Genomic DNA, 23,186 nt, shown 5'->3' with positions numbered 1-23,186 from the left:
TCAAGTTTTATTACTTCACTAAACCTGATACAAGTTATTAGTTTTGCTTATTTAAAAGCAAACAACAAAGTAGGAATACGCCGATGTTATGTTTTGTATGACATTACATATCTGGTTATATGGTTCTTTAGAATGTGTGTCTAATTTATGTCTATGATTGCTCAACGGGAGTAACCCTCTGTTCACGCAGGCTTTCGTAGAAAAGGGAACAAGAAATTCTGATGGTTGAAAGCCACTTCTTTTTGCAACAACTGGCTTCTGTATTACACCAAATTAAAAAGGGCTATAAGTATTATTTACTTACTTATCTGGGAATAATAGCTTTGTATATTACCGCTATTCTAAAAAAAATCAACCCTCAGCTTACCACTGAGGGCTTTTTTTTGTTTGGCAAAATGGCATATCTGTAAACTAGAGGGTTGTTATGGTATTGGAGTAGGATACATTCCATGCGAAAAGTACTGACTTGCATTACCCCTGGTAGTTAGCCAGGGGTTTTTATTTAAACTAAGAGCGATCGCTCTTAGATATTCTGCTGAGAAATTTATTTTTAGCGATTTTGAGATAAGTAATTTTAAAATTCTCTGCATTTGGGAATTTAATTAGCGATCGCGATTTTAATTCAACCAGGGAATTGACAATAAATATAAGCTTATATCAAGTGGAAAAATCAAGTACAACGAATTAACGATGACAGACGCTAAAAATGTAATCGATGGAAACCTAGAGGTTTGCTGTACTTCTCCTGTGACTGGGTTTTACCGCGACGGTTTTTGTCGTACAGGTGGTCAGGATTTCGGGTCGCATGTCGTATGTGCCCAAGTGACGTCAGAATTCCTGGAGTTCACCAAATCGCAGGGGAACGACCTAAGCACACCTGTTCCTGATTTTAATTTTCCTGGATTGAAGCCTAGCGATCGCTGGTGTTTGTGTGCTTCTCGTTGGCAAGAAGCTCTAGAAGCTGGCGTTGCTCCACCTGTAATACTTTCAGCAACCCATGCTAGAGCTTTGGAAGTAGTTTCTCTAGACGAACTCAAAAAACATGCCCTAACTTCATCTTGATTGGGCATTGGGCATAAGTCTGGGGGAACAGAGGGGAAAACTACTGTAACTTCTCCTCTGCTCCCCTGCCCCCCTGCTTTCCCCACTCCCCACTCCATAGTCCAAATCAACTCACTGGAACTTCCAGAGGCAGTTCTAATACATTGGCAACCGCAACAATCAATTTATTGGGGTCAATTGGCTTAGATAAATGCTGCTGAAATCCTGCTGCAAGGGCTTCCAAGCGGTCTTCCTCTCGCGTGTATGCTGTTAAAGCGATCGCGGGGATGCGTCCGCCTTTTTCTGGTTCTAAAGAGCGCAGTTTCCTAATAAGTGTATAACCATCTTGCTCTGACATGCCGATGTCGCTAATCAGGATATCTGGTTTTGCTTGTTCAAGTACTACTAGCGCTTCATCAACTGATGCTACCGCAGTGGCAAAAGCCCCATATTCCTCAAACATAAAACTGAGAAAGTTACGGGTATCTGCTTCATCATCTACAACTAAAACTCTTAATCCCGCAAGGGGCGTAGATGCTACAGAGGAGGAAATTTTTCCTGTTGCTTCTCTATTTACCCTATTGTCTTGTAAGAGTGGTAGTCTTACAGTAAAGGTTGCTCCTTGTCCAGTACCTAAACTTTGGGCAAAAATTGTCCCCTTGTGTAGTTCTACTAGATGACGGACGATCGCTAATCCTAGTCCTAGTCCATTGTGCGATCGCGTTGTGGTGCTGTCTGCTTGCCGGAACCGCTCAAATACTTTGGGTAAAAACTCGGAACTGATGCCAATGCCTGTATCGATAACTTGAATTTGGGCATACTGGGATTTTGAACTTTGAATTTTGGATTGTAGATTACTGCTTTCATCAGTATTTGAAGAGTCTAAATTTTCACTATGAGATTCAAATCCAAAATCGTTCGACTGAGCGCTTACACCGAAGTCTGAAATCGAAAATCCAAAATGCTTTGACAGCCTGACTTCTACCCTACCACCTTTTGGGGTAAACTTGATAGCATTAGTTAGTAGGTTCCAGACAATTTGCTGTAAACGGGCTGGATCGCCATAAACTGACCCTATCGAAGTATCGAGGACAGTATTTAATTGAATATCTTTTGGCTCTGCTAGGGGACGCACTGCCTCTAAAGCTGCCTCCATCACCGAGATTAGATTCACTGCCGATACGTTTAACCGTAACTGACCACGGATAATCCGGGATACGTCCAAAATATCCTCAATTAGTTGCATCTGAGATATGGCGTTACGTTCGATCGCCTCCAAAGCGCGGTAAGTGGCTTTTTCGTCAAGTTTCTTGGTGCGGAGGATTTTTGACCAGCCCAGCATTGAGGTTAGAGGCGTGCGGAGTTCGTGGGAGAGAACAGCTAGAAACTCATCTTTCATCCGATTCGCAGCTTCTGCTTCCTGTCTTGCGGTTTGTTCGCGAATCACTTGAGCGCGGACTTCTTCTGCTTGCTTGCGTTCGGTAATATCTTCAAGAGTGCCTACATAACCCAACAAGTCTCCTTGACTGGAAAGCATCGGTGATGAGCGAACTTGAACCCAACGAATGTTACCGTGAGCAGCTTGAAAGCGAAATTCTTCTGAGTATTCTCGACCTTCACAAATGTAAGCAGACCAACTAGCGATCGCTCGTTCTTTGTCTTCTGGATGAACAGATTCCAGCCATCTCTTTTCTAAACTCTCTGACGCTTTCAAGCCACAAATTGCCTGATAGCGGGGATTAGTATATTTACAGTCGCCTTCAGTATCAGTTTCAAAAATACCAACGGGTGAGCAGGTACTTAGTGATCGGAATCGTTCTTCACTTTGCCTGAGTTCGGTATTCACAGCTACCAGTTGCGCTGTTTGTTGCTTGACAGCTTCTGTTTTCTTAAATAGTTCTACAAATACTGTGACTTTAGAAGTCAAAATATTGGGGTCTAGTGGTTTGAGCAAATAATCAACTGCACCCAAGGCATAGCCTTTAAACAGCATTTGGTCGCTGGTGCTAAAGGCAGTGAGAAAGATAATTGGAGTGTGACGCGATCGCCCGCGATTGCGAATTAAGGTAGCAGTTTCAAAGCCATCCATCCCTGGCATTTGCACATCCAGCAAAATCACCGCAAAGTCTTGATGCAGCAGACACCTCAAAGCTTCTTCCCCGGAAGTAGCTCTCACGAGATTCTCCCCTAGTTTTTCTAGGATTGCCTCTAGTGCCAGCAAGTTTTCTAGTTTATCATCTACTAGGAGGATGTTGACTTTGGGTTCCATCTGCATCGGTTTATTTCTGTGATAATTGACAAAGCTTGACCATCTGGGAAGCAATGTTTGAGAGTGTCAAAATCCAGTCTACTGTAATAGCAGAAATTGCTGCCTCTGGCATAATGTCGCTCTCCGCTGTGGCAGGTTCTTGTACAATGGTAATTCCTCCCCGCGCTTTTATTTTCTTAAGACCTTGCATACCATCTTGGTTTGCTCCTGTCAATATTACACCAATAACTTCCTCTATGTAGACATCGGCTGCCGACTCAAATAGCACATCAATAGATGGTCTAGCATAAGAAACAGGCTCATCAGTCGAAAGAGCAAAGTGACCTGGTTCAACCAGTAAATGATAATCTGCTGGGGCTATGTAGATATGTCCCGGTAGTATTTCGTCCTTGTCTTCCACTTCTCGAATTTTCAACAAACTGGATTCTTGTAATAAATCCTGGAGTGTGTTGCTAGACTCTTTGTGACGGTGTTGCACGATCGCGATCGGTACAGGGAAGTCTGCTGGTAAATTACCCAGGACAATTTTCAATGCTGATAATCCGCCTAAAGAAGTACCAATTACCACAATTTTAAACGACACTTGTTTCGCCCTCACACCTGCAGAATGTGGGTTATGTAAATGCAAAAGCTCTTTCATACTGAATTCAGTCAGTGTTTTCCTGCTTCTTTGCTCTTACCAGTAATCCATGTTTAGGTGCAAAAATCATTGCTATGACAAACAACAAGGTTTGTAACACAACTATGCAACCCCCTGTTGCACCATCGATATGATAGCTGATGTAAGTCCCCATAACACTAGAAAATACGCCCGATGCCATTGCAATTAGTATCATGTGGTCGAAACGGTCTGTTAATAAATAAGCCGTTGCTCCCGGAGTAACTAACATCGCTACAACCAGAATAATTCCTACTGTCTGGAGTCCGGCGACAGCAGTTAGCGATAGTAATGATAGTAAAATATAGTGTAGCACTCCTGTATTCAAGCCGATAGAACGTGCATGAGTGGGGTCAAAACAAAATAATAGTAGGTCTTTGCGTAAAACAGCTATTGTTACTAAGGTAATTACACTAATAATCACAGTTTGGATAATGTCTTCATTAGAAATACCTAAGACATTTCCAAACAAAATATGCGTCAAGTCTACGCTGCTTGGAGTTTTGGAAACTAGTACCAAACCCAAAGCAAAAAATCCTGTAAATACAAGTCCGATGACAGTATCTTCTTTAATTCTCGTCTTCGCTTTAATATAACCGATCGCAATAACTGAACCCACTCCAAAGACAAAAGCGCCTACAGCAAAAGGGATATTTAAAACATAAGCAATTACTACCCCAGGCATTACCGCATGGGAAACAGCATCTCCCATCAATGCCCAACCTTTGAGGGTCATAAAACAAGATAAAACAGAACAGACCACCCCAACTAAGGCACTTACACAAATTGCCTTCACCATGAATTCATGCTGTAGGGGTGTGGTTAACCAGTCTAATAATCCGAGAGTATTCATATTTTTATAACTCTAATCCAAGCAATATCAATTAAAAAATCTCAATCAATCAGATTCATTTTGATTTCCACGGATTATCTGACTTTTGCTGAGAGAGAAATCTCCAAGAGAACCGCCAAAAGTGCGTGATAGATTTTCTTCTGTGAATACTTCGGATGTATCACCATAAGCTAAAATAGTCCGGTTAATGAGTACTACTTGGTCACAGAAAGTAGTGATAGAGGCTAAATCATGGGTAGAAATTAAAATTGTATGACCTTCTTCTCGCAATTCCAATAATAAGTCAATCATGGCTTTTTCTGTTTTGATATCTACCCCAGTGAAAGGTTCATCTAATAGTAAAACTGCTCCCTGTTGTGCTAAAGCACGGGCGAGAAAGGCACGTTTTTTCTGTCCACCAGAGAGTTCTCCAATTTGGCGATCGCGCATTGACCACATTTGCACCCTTTCCAAACTTTCTCTCACCACTCTTTGATCTTTCGCCGACGGAATTCGCAGTATATTCATGTATCCATAGCGCCCCATCATCACCACATCATGGACACTTACTGGAAAATTCCAGTCTACCTCTTCCGACTGTGGTACATAAGCAACTAAGCTTTTTTTCTGTACAGTTTTTATCGGGAAGCCATTAATCAAAACCCGCCCTGTAACTGGCTTCAAAAAACCCATAATCGCTTTAAATAGGGTTGATTTACCACTACCATTCATCCCCACTAAACCACTAATTGAACCTGCTTTAATTTGCAAATAAGCACCGTGTAAAGCAACTTTGCCGTGGTAAGCAACTGTCAAATTTTCGACATCAATACTAATAGATTTCACTAAAAATCACCTCTAAGATTAATCATTAGTTTGTAGTGAGCGGCTCCAGCATTTTTTGCGAACACGTAACGTTTTCCAGAGAATAAAACAGGACTAAAGTCCTTACTACAAGCTAATTTTAAATAATTAAATTTATTCTTGCATACTTGCTCACTTTTCCTCTAATCCCTGAGTTAGAGTATTAATATTAAGTTCTAGTAACTTGAGATAAGTTGGTGCTGGCCCATTTGCTGGAGATAGGGAATCAACGTAAAACACTCCACCAAACCTTGCTCCCGATTCTTTAGCTACCTGACGTTGCGCTCCATCGTTGATTGTACTTTCACAGAAAACTACAGGTATTTTATTTTTTTTAACTATATCAATGACTTTTTCTAGCTGTTTGGGAGTAGCTTGTTGTTCAGAGTTGACTGCCCAGAGATAAGCTTCTTTCAAACCATAATCGCGGGTAACGTATGAAAATGCGCCTTCACAGCTTACCATGTAACGCTTGTCTGCTGGAACTACCGACACGGCTTTTCGCAGTTTCTCATCAACTTCCTTAATCTTTTGACTGTATGCTTTGGCATTGGTGTTATAAGTCTCTGCATTCGCTGAGTCCAAATTAACTAATGCCTTACGAATATTCTCTACGTAAATCAAGGCATTTTGTGGTGACATCCAAGCATGGGGATTAGGTTTCCCTTTGTAGGCATCCTCCGTAATTTCTACAGGTTTAATTCCCTCACTTAAGGTAACGTGAGGTACATTAGGAACGCTGTTATACAATTTCTGTGCCCAACGCTCTAAATTCAGACCATTATTCAAAATTAGGTCTGCTTTTTGCGCCCTCACCAAATCGCTAGGAGTTGGTTCGTAACCATGAATTTCCGCCCCTGGTTTGGTGAGAGATTCAACAATCGCCTTGTCTCCTGCCACGTTTTGCGCCATATCTGCAATGACTGTAAAGGTTGTAAGAACTACTTTTTTACCTTTTTTATCTAGGTTAGTGGTGGCACTTGTGGCTGGGTTTGCACTTAACTGTGGTTGAGAATTGGAGGTTGACGGGCTACACCCACCCAAACATAGCCCCAATAGCAGCCCAGACGCTATAACTAATTTTTGCCCGTACTGCGGTAGTTGCATCTGAAAGTTATTGATATTGAATCTCATTATAACAATTTCATAATCTTCTCACTTTTGTCTCACTTTAGCAGAAGTAAGATAAAAATGAAATAATTATGAAAATAATATTAGAGGAAAAAAGTGAACCTATTGCAATAAACTGTATTTCTGTATTTCTGGGTTCTGATTTAACCTGGATTCGCCTTGATTCCTTCCTTTTCTCATTTTACGGCACTTTTTAAGTGGTTCAAATATTTTTGTTGTTTGCATCACAAACCAATATTTTCTTATTGTGAAATACCTTACAGACAAATCTTATGTTTGGAATTTTTTATATTTCAAATAATGCAAAAATCAATACATTGTAAAAATATTTTTTTGTTAGATAACTAACTTTTAAAAGTTTAATATTTATTTTTTTGACAATTCATAAAAATTTACTTAAGCTAAAAGATAGATTAAGCAAATCAACAAACGACAGCGATTTTATTTAGCTACACCAAGAATTGCTGTTACAGACTATTGGCATAAGGAAATGAATCAAAACCAAAATTATTTCATGTAGGCAATTTAACCAGATTTGGCTATAAAAAGCTAAGACATGATTAAGCGTATTGAACCGCGCAGATATTGAACAGAATCCGGTCAATTATGGATGGATACTTGTGGTGATGTTAGTGAGTGTCCATCAATTATTGAAGTTTGACTAGCGATTTTAGATTTTTGGTTAGGTCTTCTAGTTTATATCTCGTCTGGGACGGAATAAATCTAAAAGACGCTTGCTAAGACTGCGCGATCGCCAATCCAAAATCCAAAATTGATTGACCAAAGTGCGGTAGATATGTCCAGGAGAAGACAATGCTTGAGTATTTGACATCTTTGAACGACCACAATTTGCCCTATCCAGATACGATTCATCCCATCGTTGTCCACTTCGTAATTGCGATGGTGTTGTTTTCCTTCTTCTGCGATGTAATTGGCTATTTTACTGGCAAATCCGGTCTTTTTGAGGTGAGTTGGTGGAATATGTTGGTTGCCACGATCGCCATCTTCGTTGCGATTATTTTTGGTCAGTTTGAAGCGGGATTAGCACAGCCTTACAGCCTAGCGAAATCGGTGCTGAATTTACATACGCTAATTGGTTGGTCGCTTTCAGGAATTATTACAGCGATTACAGCTTGGCGCTATGTAATTCGTGCCCGTAATCCGCAAAAAGTACCGATTTATTATTTGGGAGCCGGACTAGTTTTAACCTTGATAGTTGGCTTGCAAGTATATCTCGGAGATCAACTTGTTTGGGTGTATGGATTGCATACCGTGCCAGTGGTGGAAGCAGTAAAGGATGGTTTGTTGCGATGAAATCAGAATTGATTGACCAATTGAGCGGCTCTCTAGGCGCAAACGGATTACCTTACACAATTCCCATTCATCCCAACTTAGTCCATCTGACAATAGGTTTGTTCATCATTGCAATGACCTTTGATATTGTTGGTGTTCTGTTCCCCTTTGAAAAATGGGTCTTCAAATTTTTGGCAATTACTGTCGAACGCGACAACTTATTTGCTGTTGGCTGGTACAACATGTTAGCTGCCAGCATCATCACATTTTTCACGGTGGGAGCAGGCTTTTACGAAATGCTATTGGCAGCACCACCAGCTGATATGAAGAGTGCCTGGGGATTACAGGCAATGGAAACTATGCTTTGGCATGGTGTGGGTGGTGTGTTCTTATTAGCGCTGATTGTTAGCATGACCATCTGGAGAGCATGGCAGCGCTTCGTTTGGGGGAAACAAGAATATAAACAGACAGATAGAGAAGTGCAATGGATCTATCTGTTCGCAGGCATAGCAATCATGTTCATTCTGTACATCCACGGCACACTAGGAGCGCAACTAGCCGCCGAGTTTGGCGTACATAATACCGCAGATAATTTGCTGCGATTAGGTCAAGACCTCAACACAACACTCAAATAAGTCATTTGTCAATTGTCTTTTGTCATTTGTTTAAAGTTACTAACCCAATGACTAATGCTCAATACCCAATGCCCAATAACCAATGACCAATGACCATGAAAATCCAGAAGATTTTAAATATTTTGACGCTGCTTACAGGCGCGATCGCAGTGACTTCCACCAGTCTCTGGATTGGCAAGCAGGTTTACTCCTGGCTTCCCCCCCAAGCAGCAGCCGAATCCCTACTAATTGATGATTTGATTAGCTTCTTAGTAACCCTCGGTGCTTTCATCTTCTTGGGAGTAACAAGTACTCTGATGTATTCTGTAATCTTCCATCGGGCAGTCAAAGATGACTTCACTGACGGCCCCCCAATTGAAGGTAATGTCACCTTGGAAGTTGTCTGGACAGCAATCCCAATTCTGTTAGTGTTTTGGATTGCAGGCTACAGCTACCAAGTTTATGAACAAATGGGAATTCAAGGCCCATCGGAATTAGTTCATTTGCATAATCCGCTGAGAATGGAATCGGCTCATGCAGCACCAGCTAACGCTTTAGCAGAACCTGTAGAAAAAATCGACGTACTAGCTAAACAGTGGGCGTGGGTTTTTCATTATCCTGAAAGAGATATTACCAGTACCGAATTGCATTTACCTAGCGATCGCCGGGTACGTTTAGCGCTGCGATCGCAAGACGTTTTGCACGGCTTCTACATTCCTGCATTCCGCCTCAAGCAGGATATTATTCCCAACCATGCGATCGACTTTGAATTTACTCCCATCCGTCCCGGCAAATACCGATTGACCGATTCTCAATATAGCGGTACATACTTTGCGACGATGCAGGCGAATGTAGTCGTCGAATCTCCTGAAGATTATCAGCAGTGGCTAGCACAAGCTGCAATCCAAAAGCCATCCCTAGCAAATAATCAAGCGGCTTCTGAGTATGCCCAAACATCCAATCAATCAGTCCAAACTGGTTGGGTCACAGTTCCACCTGCTGCACCTCCTCTAGTCAATTCACCTGGTTGAAAGGAAAGTAATCATGACTAATGTTCCTATTGAAGGTATCCTTCTCCCTAATGAGAAGCCTAACCACGAATCTCCGAGTAACTGGAAAGAATACTTCAGCTTTAGTACCGACCATAAAGTTATTGGTATCCAGTATCTCGTTACCTCATTTTTCTTCTTTCTCGTCGGCGGTATCTTTGCAATGGTGATGCGGGGAGAACTGCTAACACCCGAATCAGATTTAGTCGATCGCACTGTCTATAACGGCATGTTCACCATGCACGGCACCGTGATGCTGTTCTTGTGGACATTTCCCTCACTGGTTGGTTTTGCTAATTATTTAGTGCCCCTGATGATTGGGGCGCGAGATATGGCATTTCCCCGCCTCAACGCCGTCGCCTTTTGGATGGTGCCAGTAGTTGGGATTTTGATGATGGGTAGCTTCTTTGTTCCTGGTGGCCCTGCCCAAGCGGGTTGGTGGTCTTACCCGCCAGTTAGTCTCCAGAATCCCACAGGTAACTTAATTAATGGTCAAGTTATCTGGCTCTTAGCGGTGGCAATATCCGGCGTATCTTCAATTATGGGCGCAGTGAACTTTGTCACCACAATTGTCAAGATGCGGGCCCCCGGAATGGGCTTCTTTCGGATGCCCTTGTTTGTCTGGGGAGTGTTTAGCGCCCAGATTATCCAACTATTCGGATTACCTGCACTGACAGCTGGTGCAGTAATGCTGTTACTCGACCTCACAGTTGGCACCGCCTTTTTTGACCCCGCCAAGGGTGGGAATCCAGTTATGTTCCAGCATTACTTCTGGTTCTACTCCCACCCCGCCGTTTACGTGATTATTTTGCCTGTCTTTGCGATTTTCTCAGAAATCTTCCCAGTTTATTCACGTAAACCTCTATTTGGTTACAAAGTAGTTGCTATTTCATCCATCTTGATTGCAGGAGTGAGCGGCATTGTTTGGGTACACCACATGTACGTCAGTGGTACATCAGGATGGATGCGGTTGATTTTCATGCTGACAACGATGTTTGTATCTGTCCCCACAGGAATTAAAGTATTTGCCTGGGTAGCAACTATTTGGGGCGGTAAACTGCGGCTAAATACCCCCATGCTATTTGCCTTGGGCGGATTAGTCATGTTTGTCTTCGCTGGTATCACAGGCATCATGCTTTCCTCCGTGCCGGTTGATGTCCACGTTAACAATACCTACTTTGTGGTGGGACACTTCCACTACGTCCTCTACGGCACCGTGACGATGGGCTTATTTGCTGCCATCTATCACTGGTTCCCCAAAATGACTGGGCGGATGTACTCCGAAAGCTGGGGTAAAATCCACTTCTGGTTAGCCTTCATCGGCACCAACCTCAACTTTTTGCCCATGCACCCATTAGGATTGCAAGGGATGTTACGCCGAGTCGCTTCCTACGCCCCAGAGTATCAATTCTGGAATATCATCGCTAGCCTCGGCGGATTTCTCTTAGGAATGTCCACCTTGCCTTTCATATTCAACATGGTGATTTCTTGGATGCAAGGCGAGAAAGCACCCGCTAACCCTTGGCGAGCAATCGGACTAGAGTGGCTAGTTTCTTCACCCCCCCCAGTAGAAAACTTTGAAGAAACTCCCATCATCATCTCCGAACCCTACGGCTACGGCAAATCAGAACCCTTAACATCCAACCTCCCAGAATAAACGCAAACTATCGGGAAGACGCAAAAACCCTCCGCGTACCTCTGCGCTTCCCTCCGCGTTCCTTTGCGTTTCAAACTCCCCCTCAAAAACCAAAATGGACAGCTATATCAATTCCCATGAATTGCCCCATACAAGCGCAGAACACAGCCACGACGAAGAAGGCAACAAAATGTTTGGCTTCATCGTCTTCCTCCTGTCAGAAAGCGTCATCTTCTTAAGTTTTTTCGCTGGATATGCCATCTACAAAACAACAACACCTAACTGGCTACCAGTTGGTGTTTCTGGACTAGAAATAAAAGAACCAGCAATCAACACAGTAATTCTTGTTGCTAGTAGCTTTGTAATTTACTTAGCAGAACGTGCCCTGCAACGCCATGACTTAGTGAAATTTCGCCTATTTCTCTTGGCAACAATGGCAATGGGAACTTACTTTTTAGTTGGTCAAGCGATTGAATGGAACGGCCTCGCCTTTGGTTTCACCTCCGGGGTATTTGGTAGTACATTCTATCTGCTTACAGGCTTCCACGGTTTGCACGTTTTCACAGGTATTTTGTTGCAGTTGATAATTTTGGTACGTTCTTTCCTACCTGGCAATTACGATACAGGTCACTACGGCGTAAATGCAACCTCATTGTTTTGGCACTTCGTCGATGTTATCTGGATTATTTTGTTTGTCCTGATCTATGTTTGGCAGTAAAGATTGATGGGAAGGAAAACCCAGATAATTTCTCTGGGTTGGTGTATGTGGCATTGTTAATTACTTTTATGCCCCATACACCATTTACTGTAATAACTATATTTGGGTCTTAGTTCAACCTTTCAAATTCAACCTTTCCTCAAACTTTGACCCATCTTGATGAGATAAAAATTTTTCACTACTGTGATAGCTTCTTCGCCATTGTTCAAGCTTATCTATAGATATTGATTTAGATGTGACATTCACACCATTTCCTCGCCAAGCAACTTCTGCATCTGTTGTGAAAACCCCGCACTCTAATTGATCTAGCCTCATATTCCAATATTCGCTAAATCGACCTTTTAAAGTAATAACTTGCTCAAATACCTTGTTTCTATGCTTATTTCTTCTTTTTCGTTCTGTTGCTCCAGTTGCTTCTGTATCAATAAACTTAGTTTCAATTAAAAACAGACTACCTTTAAAAGTCAGGAAGACAAAATCACACTTCCCTAAATCTGTGTAATCTGAAATTGGAGACTTTTCAAATAACAGCAATTCAGCGCACGAGGGAAACAATTCTTTAATATTCAGAAATAAATAAGCTTGCAATAGAAGTTCCTTATCATAAGGAAATAATATCACTCCTTCAAAAAATTTTTGAATGTCCTCGTGAGTTTGGGGTTGAATTTTTTTACAGTATGAAACAAATCTATGTAGCTCGTTGACGATCATCAAGTTCTAACTCCTTCCCCCGGTCGCAGCCTTAAGGGTATTAGCATAAAAAGATACCACTCCCTCAAGGAAATTATCATCCGCATAAGTAACTAAAAAAACGATTAAAATCCTAAATACTTAAGGCAATTTACTGTTGACAGTTCAATCAAATGAATTTTTAAGTTGCTTTTCAGTATTGGTGGATTTTTCACTCCTGGCCTCAGCTACCAGTCAGCGATTTTATATGAGCATGAAAACTGGCGTTTTGTAAGGCTTGAACAGTTATTCGAGAATCTTGTACACAAAATTGCCAACCCAAGCGAACAAGCTTACGAGAAGTTTCAGTTTGGATAATTCCAATCACTGGCATTTTTGCCTTTTCTTTGTCTACTGAGTGGTCTTGTAAAATTGTTTTCAAGTGATGTAAGTAATCGATATTACCTGCTTGCTGGGGATTTAACTCCACCATCACCATTTGTACTGTTTCCACTGGTTCTGCATCTTCGAGAATAAATTGAGTTTGCTCGTCACGTCGATCTACTTTTCCCCAAATAATCAATCTCGTATCAACTTGGAGTATGGAACTAATGCGTTCATAAGTTTTAGGAAAAACTATAGCTTCTGATTGTGTAGTTAGGTCTTCTATTTGCAAGATTGCCATCTGATCGCCTTTTTTTGTCACCACTTTTTTCACGTTATTTAACATGACAACTGCACAAAGCCTCGTTTCTTCTCTTTGATCTGCTAGTTGCGAAAGGTTAATTGGTGTCAAAAGTGGTGCTATTTGTCGTAAGGATTTCAGGGGATGATCTGATACATAAAAGCCTAGTAATTCTTTCTCCTTTTGTAATTTTTCCTGGGCAGTAAAATCCATTATAGGTTTAGATTTTGGAGCAGTTTCAAAGGCATTACTTGCTCTTTTATTCTGAGTCGAAGAAAAGCCGTCGCCCAATAAATCAAATAGATTCCCTTGACCACTAGCTCTATCTTTCGCGCGAGATTGTGCCCAATCATACACTAATTCTGAGTCGTTAATTAACTGTTGGCGGTTGGGTTCAATTTTGTCAAAGGCTCCACAATAAATCAGCGACTCTAGAGTGCGGCGGTTAACTGCACGCAAATCCACGCGATCGCAAAAATCAGCGAGTGTTTTAAACTCTCCTGTCTCATTTCTCGCCTCCAAAATACAGGCGATCGCATTTTGTCCCACGTTACGCACCGCCGAAAATCCAAACAGAATCTTGCCTGCCGTTGGCGTAAAATCAACACCAGAACGATTAATATCTGGCGGATCTATGGAAATCCCCATATTTGTACAGTTAGTAATGTATCTCTGTACCTTATCGGTATCACCACTGTTAGCCGTTAACAGCGCTGCCATATATTCCAATGGGTAATTAGCTTTTAAATATGCTGTTTGATAAGTTACATAACCATAGGCTGTGGAATGGGATTTATTGAAACAATTAGCAGCTATTAAGCCATTTTTAATTGCAAAATTATGGTCACGCTCAACCCCAATGTCATAAACATTTTGTTTGCCTAAATATTTACGTGTGGCTATTTTTATCATCCTACCTTACCTCGAAAAATTTTGTGGAATTGATAAAATTATAATTTTTGTAGTATTAAGAAGGTTGTAATACAAAATTATATCATTAGAAAACACTGCTATACTCTTACACAAAAGTAGCCAATATATATGAAAACTTTGGCAAACTATTCAATAGATGGTTGATAGCCATGTATTTGCTGTTTTTCAAAACTTATTAAACACATTTCAATACATATTAATCCGCTTATTCAGATGAATGGGGAATGGCAAGCAGAGGAGAATAAGCCATGCCCAAAGCCCAATAATCAATACCCAATTTTGACCAATATGTACTAGAATCAATGACTTGAGTCACAAAGAGAGCAATCATGGCATCCATCCGCGAGTTGCACCAACAGCTGGTTAAAAAAGAACGTTCTGCCGTTGAAATTACCCAAGAAGCTTTAGAGCGCATTCAAGCGTTAGAGCCGAAATTGCACAGCTTTTTATGTGTGACGGCAGATCGGGCATTAGAGCAGGCGGGTGCTGTGGATACCAAAATTGCTGCCGGAGAAGAAATTGGGCTGCTAGCGGGCATTCCTGTGGGTATCAAGGACAATATGTGTACCAAGGGGATTCCTACCACCTGCGCCTCCCGGATTTTGGAAAATTTCGTGCCGCCTTATGAATCAACAGCGACGCAAAAACTGGCAGATGCTGGGGCAGTAATGGTAGGCAAAACCAACTTGGATGAGTTTGCAATGGGTAGTTCCACAGAAAACTCTGCCTATCAAGTCACGGCTAATCCTTGGGATTTGTCACGAGTTCCAGGTGGTTCTTCGGGGGGTTCGGCGGCGGCGGTGGCGGCTCAAGAATGTGTAGTTGCTCTCGGTTCTGATACTGGTGGTTCGATTCGGCAACCTGCATCTTTCTGCGGTGTGGTGGGAATGAAACCTACTTATGGTTTGGTTTCTCGTTATGGTTTGGTGGCTTACGCTTCATCTTTGGATCAAATTGGCCCATTTGGAAATACGGTAGAAGATGCCGCAATATTATTAAGTGCGATCGCAGGTTACGATCCCAAAGATTCTACCAGCCTGAAGGTTGCCATTCCCAACTATGCTGCTAGCTTAAAACCAAACTTCAAACCCAGAGGTCAGCTAAGAATTGGTATCATTAAAGAAACTTTTGGTGAAGGTTTAGACTCTGTAGTGGAACAAGCTGTTACCAAAGCAGTAGATCAACTACAAAGTCTAGGAGCGGAAATTCATATAATTTCTTGTCCCCGCTTTCGCTATGGCTTACCCACCTACTACATCATCGCCCCATCAGAAGCATCAGCAAACCTAGCTCGTTACGATGGCGTTAAATATGGGTATCGCGCTCCTGATGCAGATAACCTGCTATCAATGTACACTCGTACCCGTGCAGCCGGTTTCGGTACAGAAGTCAAACGCCGGATTATGATTGGCACTTACGCCCTCTCGGCTGGCTATTATGACGCCTACTACCTGAAAGCGCAAAAAGTCCGCACCTTGATTAAGCAAGACTTTGAAAAGGCTTTTGGCGCGGTTGATGTGTTAGTTTGTCCCACATCTCCCACTACAGCATTCAAAGCAGGGGAAAAAACTACTGACCCTTTGAGTATGTATTTAAATGACTTGATGACTATTCCTGTGAATCTTGCTGGTTTACCTAGTTTAAGTTTGCCATGTGGTTTTGACGAACAAGGGCTACCGATAGGATTACAGCTAATTGGCAATGTGTTGCGAGAAGAGCAACTGTTTCAGGTAGCTTATGCTTATGAACAATCTACTACTTGGCATCTGCGTAAACCGCAAATATCTTGAAAATTGTCATTTGTCATTGGTCATTGGTCATTGGGCAAAACAGTTCTGTTAGCTTTCTTCTCTAGGAGAGGCTGCGCTAACGGGGCGTTTAGTCCGTTCTCTGTTCTGAGTAAAAAAGTGAGATTCCCCACTCAGCACTCAGCACTCCTGAGAGTCATTGGTCATTTGTCATTGGTTATTAATTCTTTTCTTTTACTCGGTAGAGATACTCGGTAGAGACGCGATTAATCGCGTCTCTCCACTCCCTTTATGTTTTTGGTCATTTGTTAGTCTGATTGCTGACTATTGACTGTTGATTATTGTCTTCTGGAGTCAGGGATTCAGCTGTAAGCTGTGGATTAAGTATATGAAGAAGACCAGCAGATGCACCGACCAATAATAAAATATAGGTCAGAATAAGAGGTATGTATGTATTTTGTTTGTTGTCTGAATTATTACGAGCATTTTTGGAGTCTTGACAGACAATATTAGTTACAAGGCTGTACGATAAAGCATTTCCATCCAGCCCTAAAGCATCTCCATAACGACGGATGAATCCTTGAAGAAAAATTGGCTCAGGCAATTCTTCAAATCGATCTTCTTCTAAAGCTTGCAAAATACCTACTCGAAGCATTGTCTGAGAGGCTATTTCTTCTATGCGGATAGATTTTTCTTGTCTTACTTGTCGCAAGCGTGTGGTTATTTCCTTTAGTTGCTCTACTTGAGCTTCATTTAAGAGCGTCACAGTCTTCTCCTGTATGGGCTAATTCTACTATTCATTGAGAAGACTTCAATCCGCATACGTAAATTTACTGAATATTTGATTTTAGGATAAATTTTTTTGATAATGGCTTAATCCTGGATTTTAAAATGCTAGTCCAACTCTATCTAAGTAAAAAATTAGTTACAATTAATACTTTATTTACAATAGAGTTGGTTACAAAAAGTAATAAGCTGCAACTTATAATACAAGTATTTTCCCAACGGCTATCTGGACTGGGATAATTGCAGCGATCGCTAATGTTCTATTCAATAACGATTAGTCATCATTCTTGATTGTGCCAACTCCTTGATTATTATTAAATATGGCATTTGCTGCACCATAGATATTGACAAAAAATGTTTCATTGGGTTCAACTTTATTATCACCTCTGACGCCAATACTAATAACTTTGCTAGTTTCGCCAGGGTTGAAAACAATTGTCCCCAACCCAAAATTGTAATCCGAGTCAGATTCTTTAGCAGTCCCATCACTTGTACTGTAATTTACGACTATCGGTTGATAGAATTCATTAGAGAGGGTGACGACAAAATTAGCATTAGTTGTCATTCCTGTGGTGCCTTCTTTGACTAACACATCTGCAATGCTGATGGCTGGGGGTTGGTCATCATTTATGATAGTAGCCACTCCCAAGCTATCAGTAATCGTGGTGTTTGTAGCACCGAAGAGATTGACAGAAAATGTCTCGTTGGTTTCAGCTTTTTGATCACCTATGACACCAATACTAATAACTTTGCTAGTTTCACCAGGATTGAAAACGATTGTCCCAGAAGCAGAATTGTAATCAGAGTCAGAAACTTTAGCAGTGCCATCAGTAGTGTTGTAATTTACAGTAACCTGCTGTAAACTCGGTGCGGAGAGAGTGACGAGAAAGTTAGCATTAGTTGTTGTGCCTGTGTTACCTTCAGCAATTGAGACATCCGAGATACTGACAGTTGTTGGGTTGTCATCATCAATGATGGTAGCAACTCCTAAACTATCTGCTATCGTCGCATTTGTCTCACCTGAAAGATTGACAGAAAATGTCTCGTTGGCTTCAGTTTGGTTATCGCCGATGACTCCAATACTAAGAGTTTTGCTAGTTTCGCCAGGATTGAAAGTAATCGTCCCTAAAGCCGAATTGTAATCAGAGTCAGCAACTTGAGCAGTACCATCACTCGTGTTGTAATTTACAGTAACTTGTTGATAACTGGCATTGGAGAGAGTAATAATAAAGTTAGCATTATTTGTTGTGCCTGTATTGCCTTCGGTAATTGAAACATCTGAGATGCTGATAGTTGGTTGGTTATCATCGTTGATGATGCTAGCAACTCCTAAGCTATCTGCGATCGCGGCATTTGTAGCACCCAAAAGATTGACGGAAAATGTCTCGTCAGCTTCAAATTTGTTATCGCCTACAACACCAATGCTAAGGGTTTTACTGGTTTCACCAGGATTGAAAGTAATCGTCCCTAAAGCCGAATTGTAATCAGAGTCAGCAATTTGGGCAGTGCCATCACTCGTGTTGAAATTTACAGTAACTTGCTGAGAACTAGGATTAGAAAGACTGATAGTAAAGTTAGCATTAGTTGTTGTACCTGTGTTACCTTCAGTAACTGAAACATCTGAGATAGTGATAGTTGGTTGGTTGTCATCATTGATGATGGTAGCAACTCCTAAACTATCAGTAATTGCGCCATTTGTCGCACCCAAAAGATTGACAGAAAATGTCTCGTCAGTTTCAGTTTTATTATCGCCTATAACACCAATGCTAAGAGTTTTGCTAGTTTCGCCAGGATTGAAAGTAATTGTCCCGGAAGCAGAGTTGTAATCAGAGTCAGCAACTTCAGCAGCACCATCACTGGTGTTGAAATTTACAGTAATCTGTTGAGAACTAGGATTAGAAAGACTGATAGTAAAGTTAGCATTAGTTGTTGTACCTGTGTTACCTTCAGTAACTGAAACATCTGAGATAGTGATAGTTGGTTGGTTGTCATCATTGATGATGGTAGCAACTCCTAAACTATCAGTAATTGCGCCATTTGTCGCACCCAAAAGATTGACAGAAAATGTCTCGTCAGTTTCAGTTTGGTTATCGCCGATGACGCCAATACTAATAACTTTGCTAGTTTCACCAGGATTGAAAGTAATCGTCCCTAAAGCCGAATTGTAATCAGAGTTAGCAACTTGAGCAGTACCATCACTCGTGTTGTAATTTACAGTAACTTGCTGATAACTGGCATTGGAGAGAGTGATAGTAAAGTTAGCATTAGTTGTTGCACCTGTGTTGCCTTCAGTAACTGAAACATCCGAGATACTGATAGTTGGTTGGTTATCATCGTTGATGATGGTAGCAACTCCTAAACTATCTGCGATCGCGGCATTTGTCGCACCCAAAAGATTGACAGAAAATATCTCGTCGGTTTCAAATTTGTTATCGCCTACAACACCAATGCTAAGGGTTTTACTGATTTCGCCAGGATTGAAAGTAATCGTCCCAAAAGCAGAGTTGTAATCAGAGTCAGCAACTTGAGCAGTGCCATTACTAGTGTTATAATTTACAGTAACCTGCTGATAACTAGGATTAGAAAGACTGATAGTAAAGTTAGCGTTAGTTGTTGTACCCGTGTTGTTTTCAGTAACAGAGACATCCGAGATGCTGATAGTTGGTTGGCTATCATCGTTGATGATGTTTACTGTAGCCAAACTGTTAGTAATTGTGGAATTTGCTGGCGCAGTTGTGAGGTTGGGGTTACTCAGGATAACAGTAATATCTTCATTGAGTTCAAATGTGTTGTCACCCAAAACATCGGCTGTAATTGTTTTCGTGGTTTCCCCAACAGCGAAGCTTAAAGTCCCAGATGCAGCACTTCCTCCACCTGTCACTTGAATATTGTTATAGTCACTGCCAAAAATTGCCGCACCGTTAAAAGCATAATTTACGGTACTAGCCACGCCAATACCACCACTGCGAGTAACCGTGAAGCTAACAGCTTGAGTACCGCTATTACCTTCAATTAAAGTTGAAGTGGGAGTGGAAATTGCATACTGAATTGAATCATTAGCAGCAATATTTAGAGTAGTTTCAGTTATTGTCCCCAAATCAGCCCCTGTTAGCGTGCCGAAGTTGAGTACAACTGTTTCTGCATTCTCAGGTAAATCGTCTGGGTTAATAGTAAAAGTAATTAGCTTTGTTAAATTTGAGCCTGTTGCGCCAGCAGCAAAAGAGATGGTAGTGGGGGAAAAAGTGTAATCGTTGCCACTAGTAGCCGTGCTAGTATTTCTGACGACAATAGGAATTGTGACAGCCGTTTCTGGAGAAGCATCTAAGGTAACAGGAATAGTTACTGTAGTGGCGGTACTATCTTCTGTTGCATTGTACGTAGCAGCACCAAAGCTGACTTTTGGAAGCACATATTCAAATGCTCCAATGTCAATTTTCCCGCTTTCAATACGGTTAAAATCCGTGCCACGCTGATCGGTAGTTAAGCCACCGCTGTAAGCCGGATCGCCAGCATTCCTGGCAGGGCTGGAAAAGCTTAGGGCGTGAGTTTGTGTAGAACCACCGTAATCTCCTAACGGTTTGAGTCCGGGATTGGGGTTAATAATATCTGTACCCGTGCCCAGAGTCCCGGATGATTTACCAGCAAGATTGCCAATCAGGTTGTAAGCATTACCATTGAAGTTGATCCCAGAGATATCTGGCCCTTGATTACCTCGGTCAATATTGCCAGCAATGATGCTATTGCTGATACTTACTGTACCGCCAGACCTAAAAATGCCACCACCATTACCTGTGCCATTGTTATCACTATCAGCAGTGTTCTCAAAAATAGTGCTATTACTAACCGTGGCATTGCTGGTGTAGATGCCACCACCAGAATTTTTTGCTGTATTGCTAGAAATAGTGCTATTGCTTATGGTCAGAAGAGTACTGCTGAAGATACCACCGCCGTTATCGTTAGCAGTGTTGCCGGAAAAAGTACTATTGCTAATAGTAGTATTGCTGCTGTAGATGCCGCCGCCCCTGTTACTCGCGGTGTTGCCAGAAAGAGTACTATTGCTGACTGTTGCACTAGTGGTACTGTAGATACCACCGCCGTTACTGTTGGCTGTGTTGCCAGAAATGATGCTATTGCTGACTGTGACACTACTGCTATAAATGCCACCACCACTACTGTTAGCGGTGTTGCCAGAAAGAGTACTATTGCTGACTGTGACATCACTATTACTGTTGATGCCGCCACCGTTGTTATTTCCTGCATTTCCTCCAGTTATCTTCAACCCATCAATTGAGAAGGAGGCAGTGGCATTAAAAACACGAGAAGCATTGTTACCACTAATGGTGAGTTTATTAGCCCCAGTTCCTTGAATGATGACTCCTTCAGTAATACTTAATTGCCCAGAAGTTAGGGTAATAGTGTCGGGGGTAGCATCACCGAATATCCCAGTCGTATCAAAGATGATTGTCTCAATCCCTGGATCGTTATTGGCATTGATAATAGCTTGCCTCAACGAGCCAGCACCGCTATCATTGGTGTTAGTTACTATATAAGTGGTGTTATTTAGTTTGACAGATACATCGTCAATCGCTAAACCATGATCGTTGTTTCCATTATCTATGTCTTCCCAACGCAATATAATCTCTTCACCGTTAGCTATTGGGGTAGCTAGGTTAAATATTACAGGGGTTATGACAGTTTGATTGGCACTTTGATTGCCATTTAGAGCACCTGCGTTTGCAGTTGCAATTGGCCCGGTGAAATCTAGCGATGTCACAGGCGTCCATGTTCCTGTTGTCAAACTTGTGAGAGTTAACCCAGTTTGATAACTGAATTTCAGCTGTTGCTGCGATGTATTACCACCATTACGCCATTGCTCACCCGTGTAACTTACTTGCAACTTAGTAATTGCTGAACCTGTGTTGTTTTGAAGGCGCAACCCATAATAAATAGCTCCTGTAGTACCAGAAGCTACGGAACCAAGTGCCCGATCTGCGTTATTAGCACTACCAAAACTGTACAATCCACCTGTGTTATTACTGCCAGTACCAGTGATGTAATTTGTTCTTGTGGCATACCAGCCTGAAATAGTTGAATCATTAGTCCAAGCAATAGATGTTCCTGAAGCAGCTAATGTGTCGAAGTTTTGAGAGTATGTGCCAGTAAAACTAGCTGGTAAAATAGATTTGTAAGCCTGTATTACTTGTGATTGAAATGCCAGGGAAGTCTCAATTTTCCCCGTCTTCACCTCTAAATCCCAGTCGCCACCTAAAGCTGCACTTCCTGTTTTATTATTGGAAGCGGCAACATCTGCTCCAGTAATTCGGCTAATCTGCTGCACAAATTTTGTGCCTTCACCACTGGCTACGTCACAGCCATAAAGTAGGATGTCAGCTTTCTCAGTTAAAGCACTTGCCCACTTTTGTAACTGATTTTTGTAGCTATCCAGGTTGCTAAGGCTGAAGTTGATTGACCCTAGTTGCAAACTTCCCACACTTCCGTGAGAAACAATGTGAATTGATTGAACTGAATTGGATTCACGTTTTGCGAGAAACTCAGTGATTTGTGCTAAACCGTCTCTATTGGGATCAAGAATAACAACTTCACTGCCGAGTGCGATACCAGACACCAAACTTTGGTAATCTATAACTTTTGGATCTATAAAAACAATATTTGTGCTTGCTTCTAGTAATTTTATAGTAGACTTATTTCTGGTTTTAGGGTAATGATTTTCTGGCAGTTTGATCATAATTATTGTCCTTAAATATAATTTTTTAGCTTTAGTTAGCTTGGTAATATTGAGCGTGCATAACAAAATAGAAAGTGAATGACTATGCATTCGCTTTCATTCCCAAATTAAATCGGTAATTAAACCTTTTATCTAATGAGAAAAAACCGCAATATTTTTAGTTGTTATATAAGCAAGCACGCCTTAAATAAAGTTAGCTATTTTTTAGTTACAGCTTTTGTTTATAGCAATTTATACTAAGTCTAGTGACAAGACAACTGCATTTCCACTTAAATAGCAATAGATTGACTGAAATTTGAGTATATCTAGCTTTATTAACAGTTCTGGTACTACCAATCCTTTTTGGATAGCTAAAACTTTGGTCTGGATGCGATCGCGTACTTCTAATTTGTACAAGATAGTATGGGCAGGAACCTTGATGAAAAACTATATTTAGCAAGTAGACCGATAAATTTTGCTTGATTACCTTCATCAACCGGGGTAACTTAGATACTCATTTAATACAAGATTTCGT

Annotated in this window: 18 protein-coding genes; 7 read left to right on the top strand and 11 right to left on the bottom strand. The window is 41.4% G+C overall.

Features of this window, described 5'->3' with window-relative positions; translation table 11 throughout:
• The first annotated feature begins 690 nt into the window (after window positions 1–690).
• The gene (locus HWQ40_RS19060) at window positions 691–1,062 is read left to right on the top strand and encodes a DUF2237 domain-containing protein (protein ID WP_292780407.1); all 372 of its coding nucleotides are present in this window, start codon (window positions 691–693) and stop codon (window positions 1,060–1,062) included.
• Window positions 1,063–1,168: 106 nt separating this feature from the next.
• Here HWQ40_RS19060 and HWQ40_RS19055 read toward each other — a convergent pair whose 3' ends face one another.
• The 6 genes from HWQ40_RS19055 to HWQ40_RS19030 form a co-directional block, all read right to left on the bottom strand.
• Entirely contained in the window at window positions 1,169–3,316 is a 2,148-nt protein-coding gene (locus HWQ40_RS19055; RefSeq protein WP_292780405.1) for a response regulator, read from the bottom strand.
• 4 nt (window positions 3,317–3,320) lie between these two features.
• Entirely contained in the window at window positions 3,321–3,893 is a 573-nt protein-coding gene (locus HWQ40_RS19050) for a chemotaxis protein CheB (protein WP_292780403.1), read from the bottom strand.
• 64 nt (window positions 3,894–3,957) lie between these two features.
• Window positions 3,958–4,821, bottom strand: coding sequence for a metal ABC transporter permease (locus HWQ40_RS19045; protein WP_292780401.1), 864 nt, complete (start codon window positions 4,819–4,821; stop codon window positions 3,958–3,960).
• Window positions 4,822–4,866: 45 nt separating this feature from the next.
• Window positions 4,867–5,646 (bottom strand): metal ABC transporter ATP-binding protein, encoded by a 780-nt coding sequence (locus HWQ40_RS19040; RefSeq protein ID WP_292780399.1) that lies wholly within the window; start codon window positions 5,644–5,646, stop codon window positions 4,867–4,869.
• Between the two features lie 150 nt (window positions 5,647–5,796).
• Window positions 5,797–6,798 carry a metal ABC transporter substrate-binding protein gene (locus tag HWQ40_RS19035; RefSeq protein WP_292780396.1) on the bottom strand — a complete coding sequence of 334 codons (1,002 nt, stop codon included), beginning with the start codon at window positions 6,796–6,798 and terminating at the stop codon, window positions 5,797–5,799.
• 688 nt (window positions 6,799–7,486) lie between these two features.
• Window positions 7,487–7,627, bottom strand: a complete 141-nt coding sequence (locus tag HWQ40_RS19030) for a hypothetical protein (RefSeq protein WP_292780394.1) — start codon at window positions 7,625–7,627, stop codon at window positions 7,487–7,489.
• On the opposite strand from HWQ40_RS19030, the gene HWQ40_RS19025 reads away from it, so the two are divergent.
• From HWQ40_RS19025 to HWQ40_RS19005, 5 genes are all read left to right on the top strand, one after another.
• Window positions 7,609–8,109: a DUF2231 domain-containing protein gene (locus HWQ40_RS19025; RefSeq protein WP_292780392.1), complete on the top strand. Its 501-nt coding sequence runs from the start codon at window positions 7,609–7,611 to the stop codon at window positions 8,107–8,109. The two genes, HWQ40_RS19030 and HWQ40_RS19025, sit on opposite strands and share 19 nt — an antisense overlap.
• Window positions 8,106–8,723 (top strand): DUF2231 domain-containing protein, encoded by a 618-nt coding sequence (locus HWQ40_RS19020; RefSeq protein ID WP_292780411.1) that lies wholly within the window; start codon window positions 8,106–8,108, stop codon window positions 8,721–8,723. Before HWQ40_RS19025 ends, HWQ40_RS19020 begins: the two co-directional genes overlap by 4 nt.
• Window positions 8,724–8,818: 95 nt before the next feature.
• Window positions 8,819–9,733: a cytochrome c oxidase subunit II gene (locus HWQ40_RS19015; RefSeq protein ID WP_292780409.1), complete on the top strand. Its 915-nt coding sequence runs from the start codon at window positions 8,819–8,821 to the stop codon at window positions 9,731–9,733.
• Between the two features lie 13 nt (window positions 9,734–9,746).
• Window positions 9,747–11,408: a cytochrome c oxidase subunit I gene (gene ctaD / locus HWQ40_RS19010; protein ID WP_292780389.1), complete on the top strand. Its 1,662-nt coding sequence runs from the start codon at window positions 9,747–9,749 to the stop codon at window positions 11,406–11,408.
• Window positions 11,409–11,502: 94 nt separating this feature from the next.
• The gene (locus HWQ40_RS19005) at window positions 11,503–12,105 is read left to right on the top strand and encodes a heme-copper oxidase subunit III (protein WP_292780386.1); all 603 of its coding nucleotides are present in this window, start codon (window positions 11,503–11,505) and stop codon (window positions 12,103–12,105) included.
• A 114-nt stretch (window positions 12,106–12,219) separates the two neighbouring features.
• On the opposite strand, the gene HWQ40_RS19000 is transcribed toward HWQ40_RS19005, so the two are convergent.
• The 3 genes from HWQ40_RS19000 to HWQ40_RS18990 form a co-directional block, all read right to left on the bottom strand.
• Entirely contained in the window at window positions 12,220–12,816 is a 597-nt protein-coding gene (locus tag HWQ40_RS19000; protein WP_292780383.1) for a hypothetical protein, read from the bottom strand.
• A gap of 202 nt (window positions 12,817–13,018) precedes the next feature.
• Window positions 13,019–14,371 (bottom strand): OB-fold nucleic acid binding domain-containing protein, encoded by a 1,353-nt coding sequence (locus HWQ40_RS18995; protein ID WP_292780380.1) that lies wholly within the window; start codon window positions 14,369–14,371, stop codon window positions 13,019–13,021.
• Between the two features lie 226 nt (window positions 14,372–14,597).
• On the bottom strand, window positions 14,598–14,723 hold the full coding sequence (locus HWQ40_RS18990; RefSeq protein ID WP_292780377.1) for a hypothetical protein: 126 nt from the start codon (window positions 14,721–14,723) through the stop codon (window positions 14,598–14,600).
• On the opposite strand from HWQ40_RS18990, the gene gatA reads away from it, so the two are divergent.
• Entirely contained in the window at window positions 14,722–16,182 is a 1,461-nt protein-coding gene (gene gatA, locus HWQ40_RS18985; RefSeq protein WP_292780374.1) for an Asp-tRNA(Asn)/Glu-tRNA(Gln) amidotransferase subunit GatA, read from the top strand. The genes HWQ40_RS18990 and gatA overlap by 2 nt on opposite strands.
• 259 nt (window positions 16,183–16,441) lie before the next feature.
• On the opposite strand, the gene HWQ40_RS18980 is transcribed toward gatA, so the two are convergent.
• Together HWQ40_RS18980 and HWQ40_RS18975 are read right to left on the bottom strand one after the other, a co-directional pair.
• Entirely contained in the window at window positions 16,442–16,906 is a 465-nt protein-coding gene (locus HWQ40_RS18980) for a helix-turn-helix domain-containing protein (protein WP_292780371.1), read from the bottom strand.
• Window positions 16,907–17,200: 294 nt separating this feature from the next.
• Complete coding sequence (locus HWQ40_RS18975; RefSeq protein ID WP_292780367.1) at window positions 17,201–22,672, bottom strand: Calx-beta domain-containing protein; 5,472 nt, start codon at window positions 22,670–22,672, stop codon at window positions 17,201–17,203.
• Window positions 22,673–23,186 lie beyond the last annotated feature (514 nt).

Source organism: Nostoc sp. NMS9, from assembly GCF_017114995.1.
Taxonomy (GTDB): Bacteria; Cyanobacteriota; Cyanobacteriia; order Cyanobacteriales; family Nostocaceae; genus Nostoc.
This window is presented reverse-complemented; position numbering and strand designations above follow the sequence as displayed.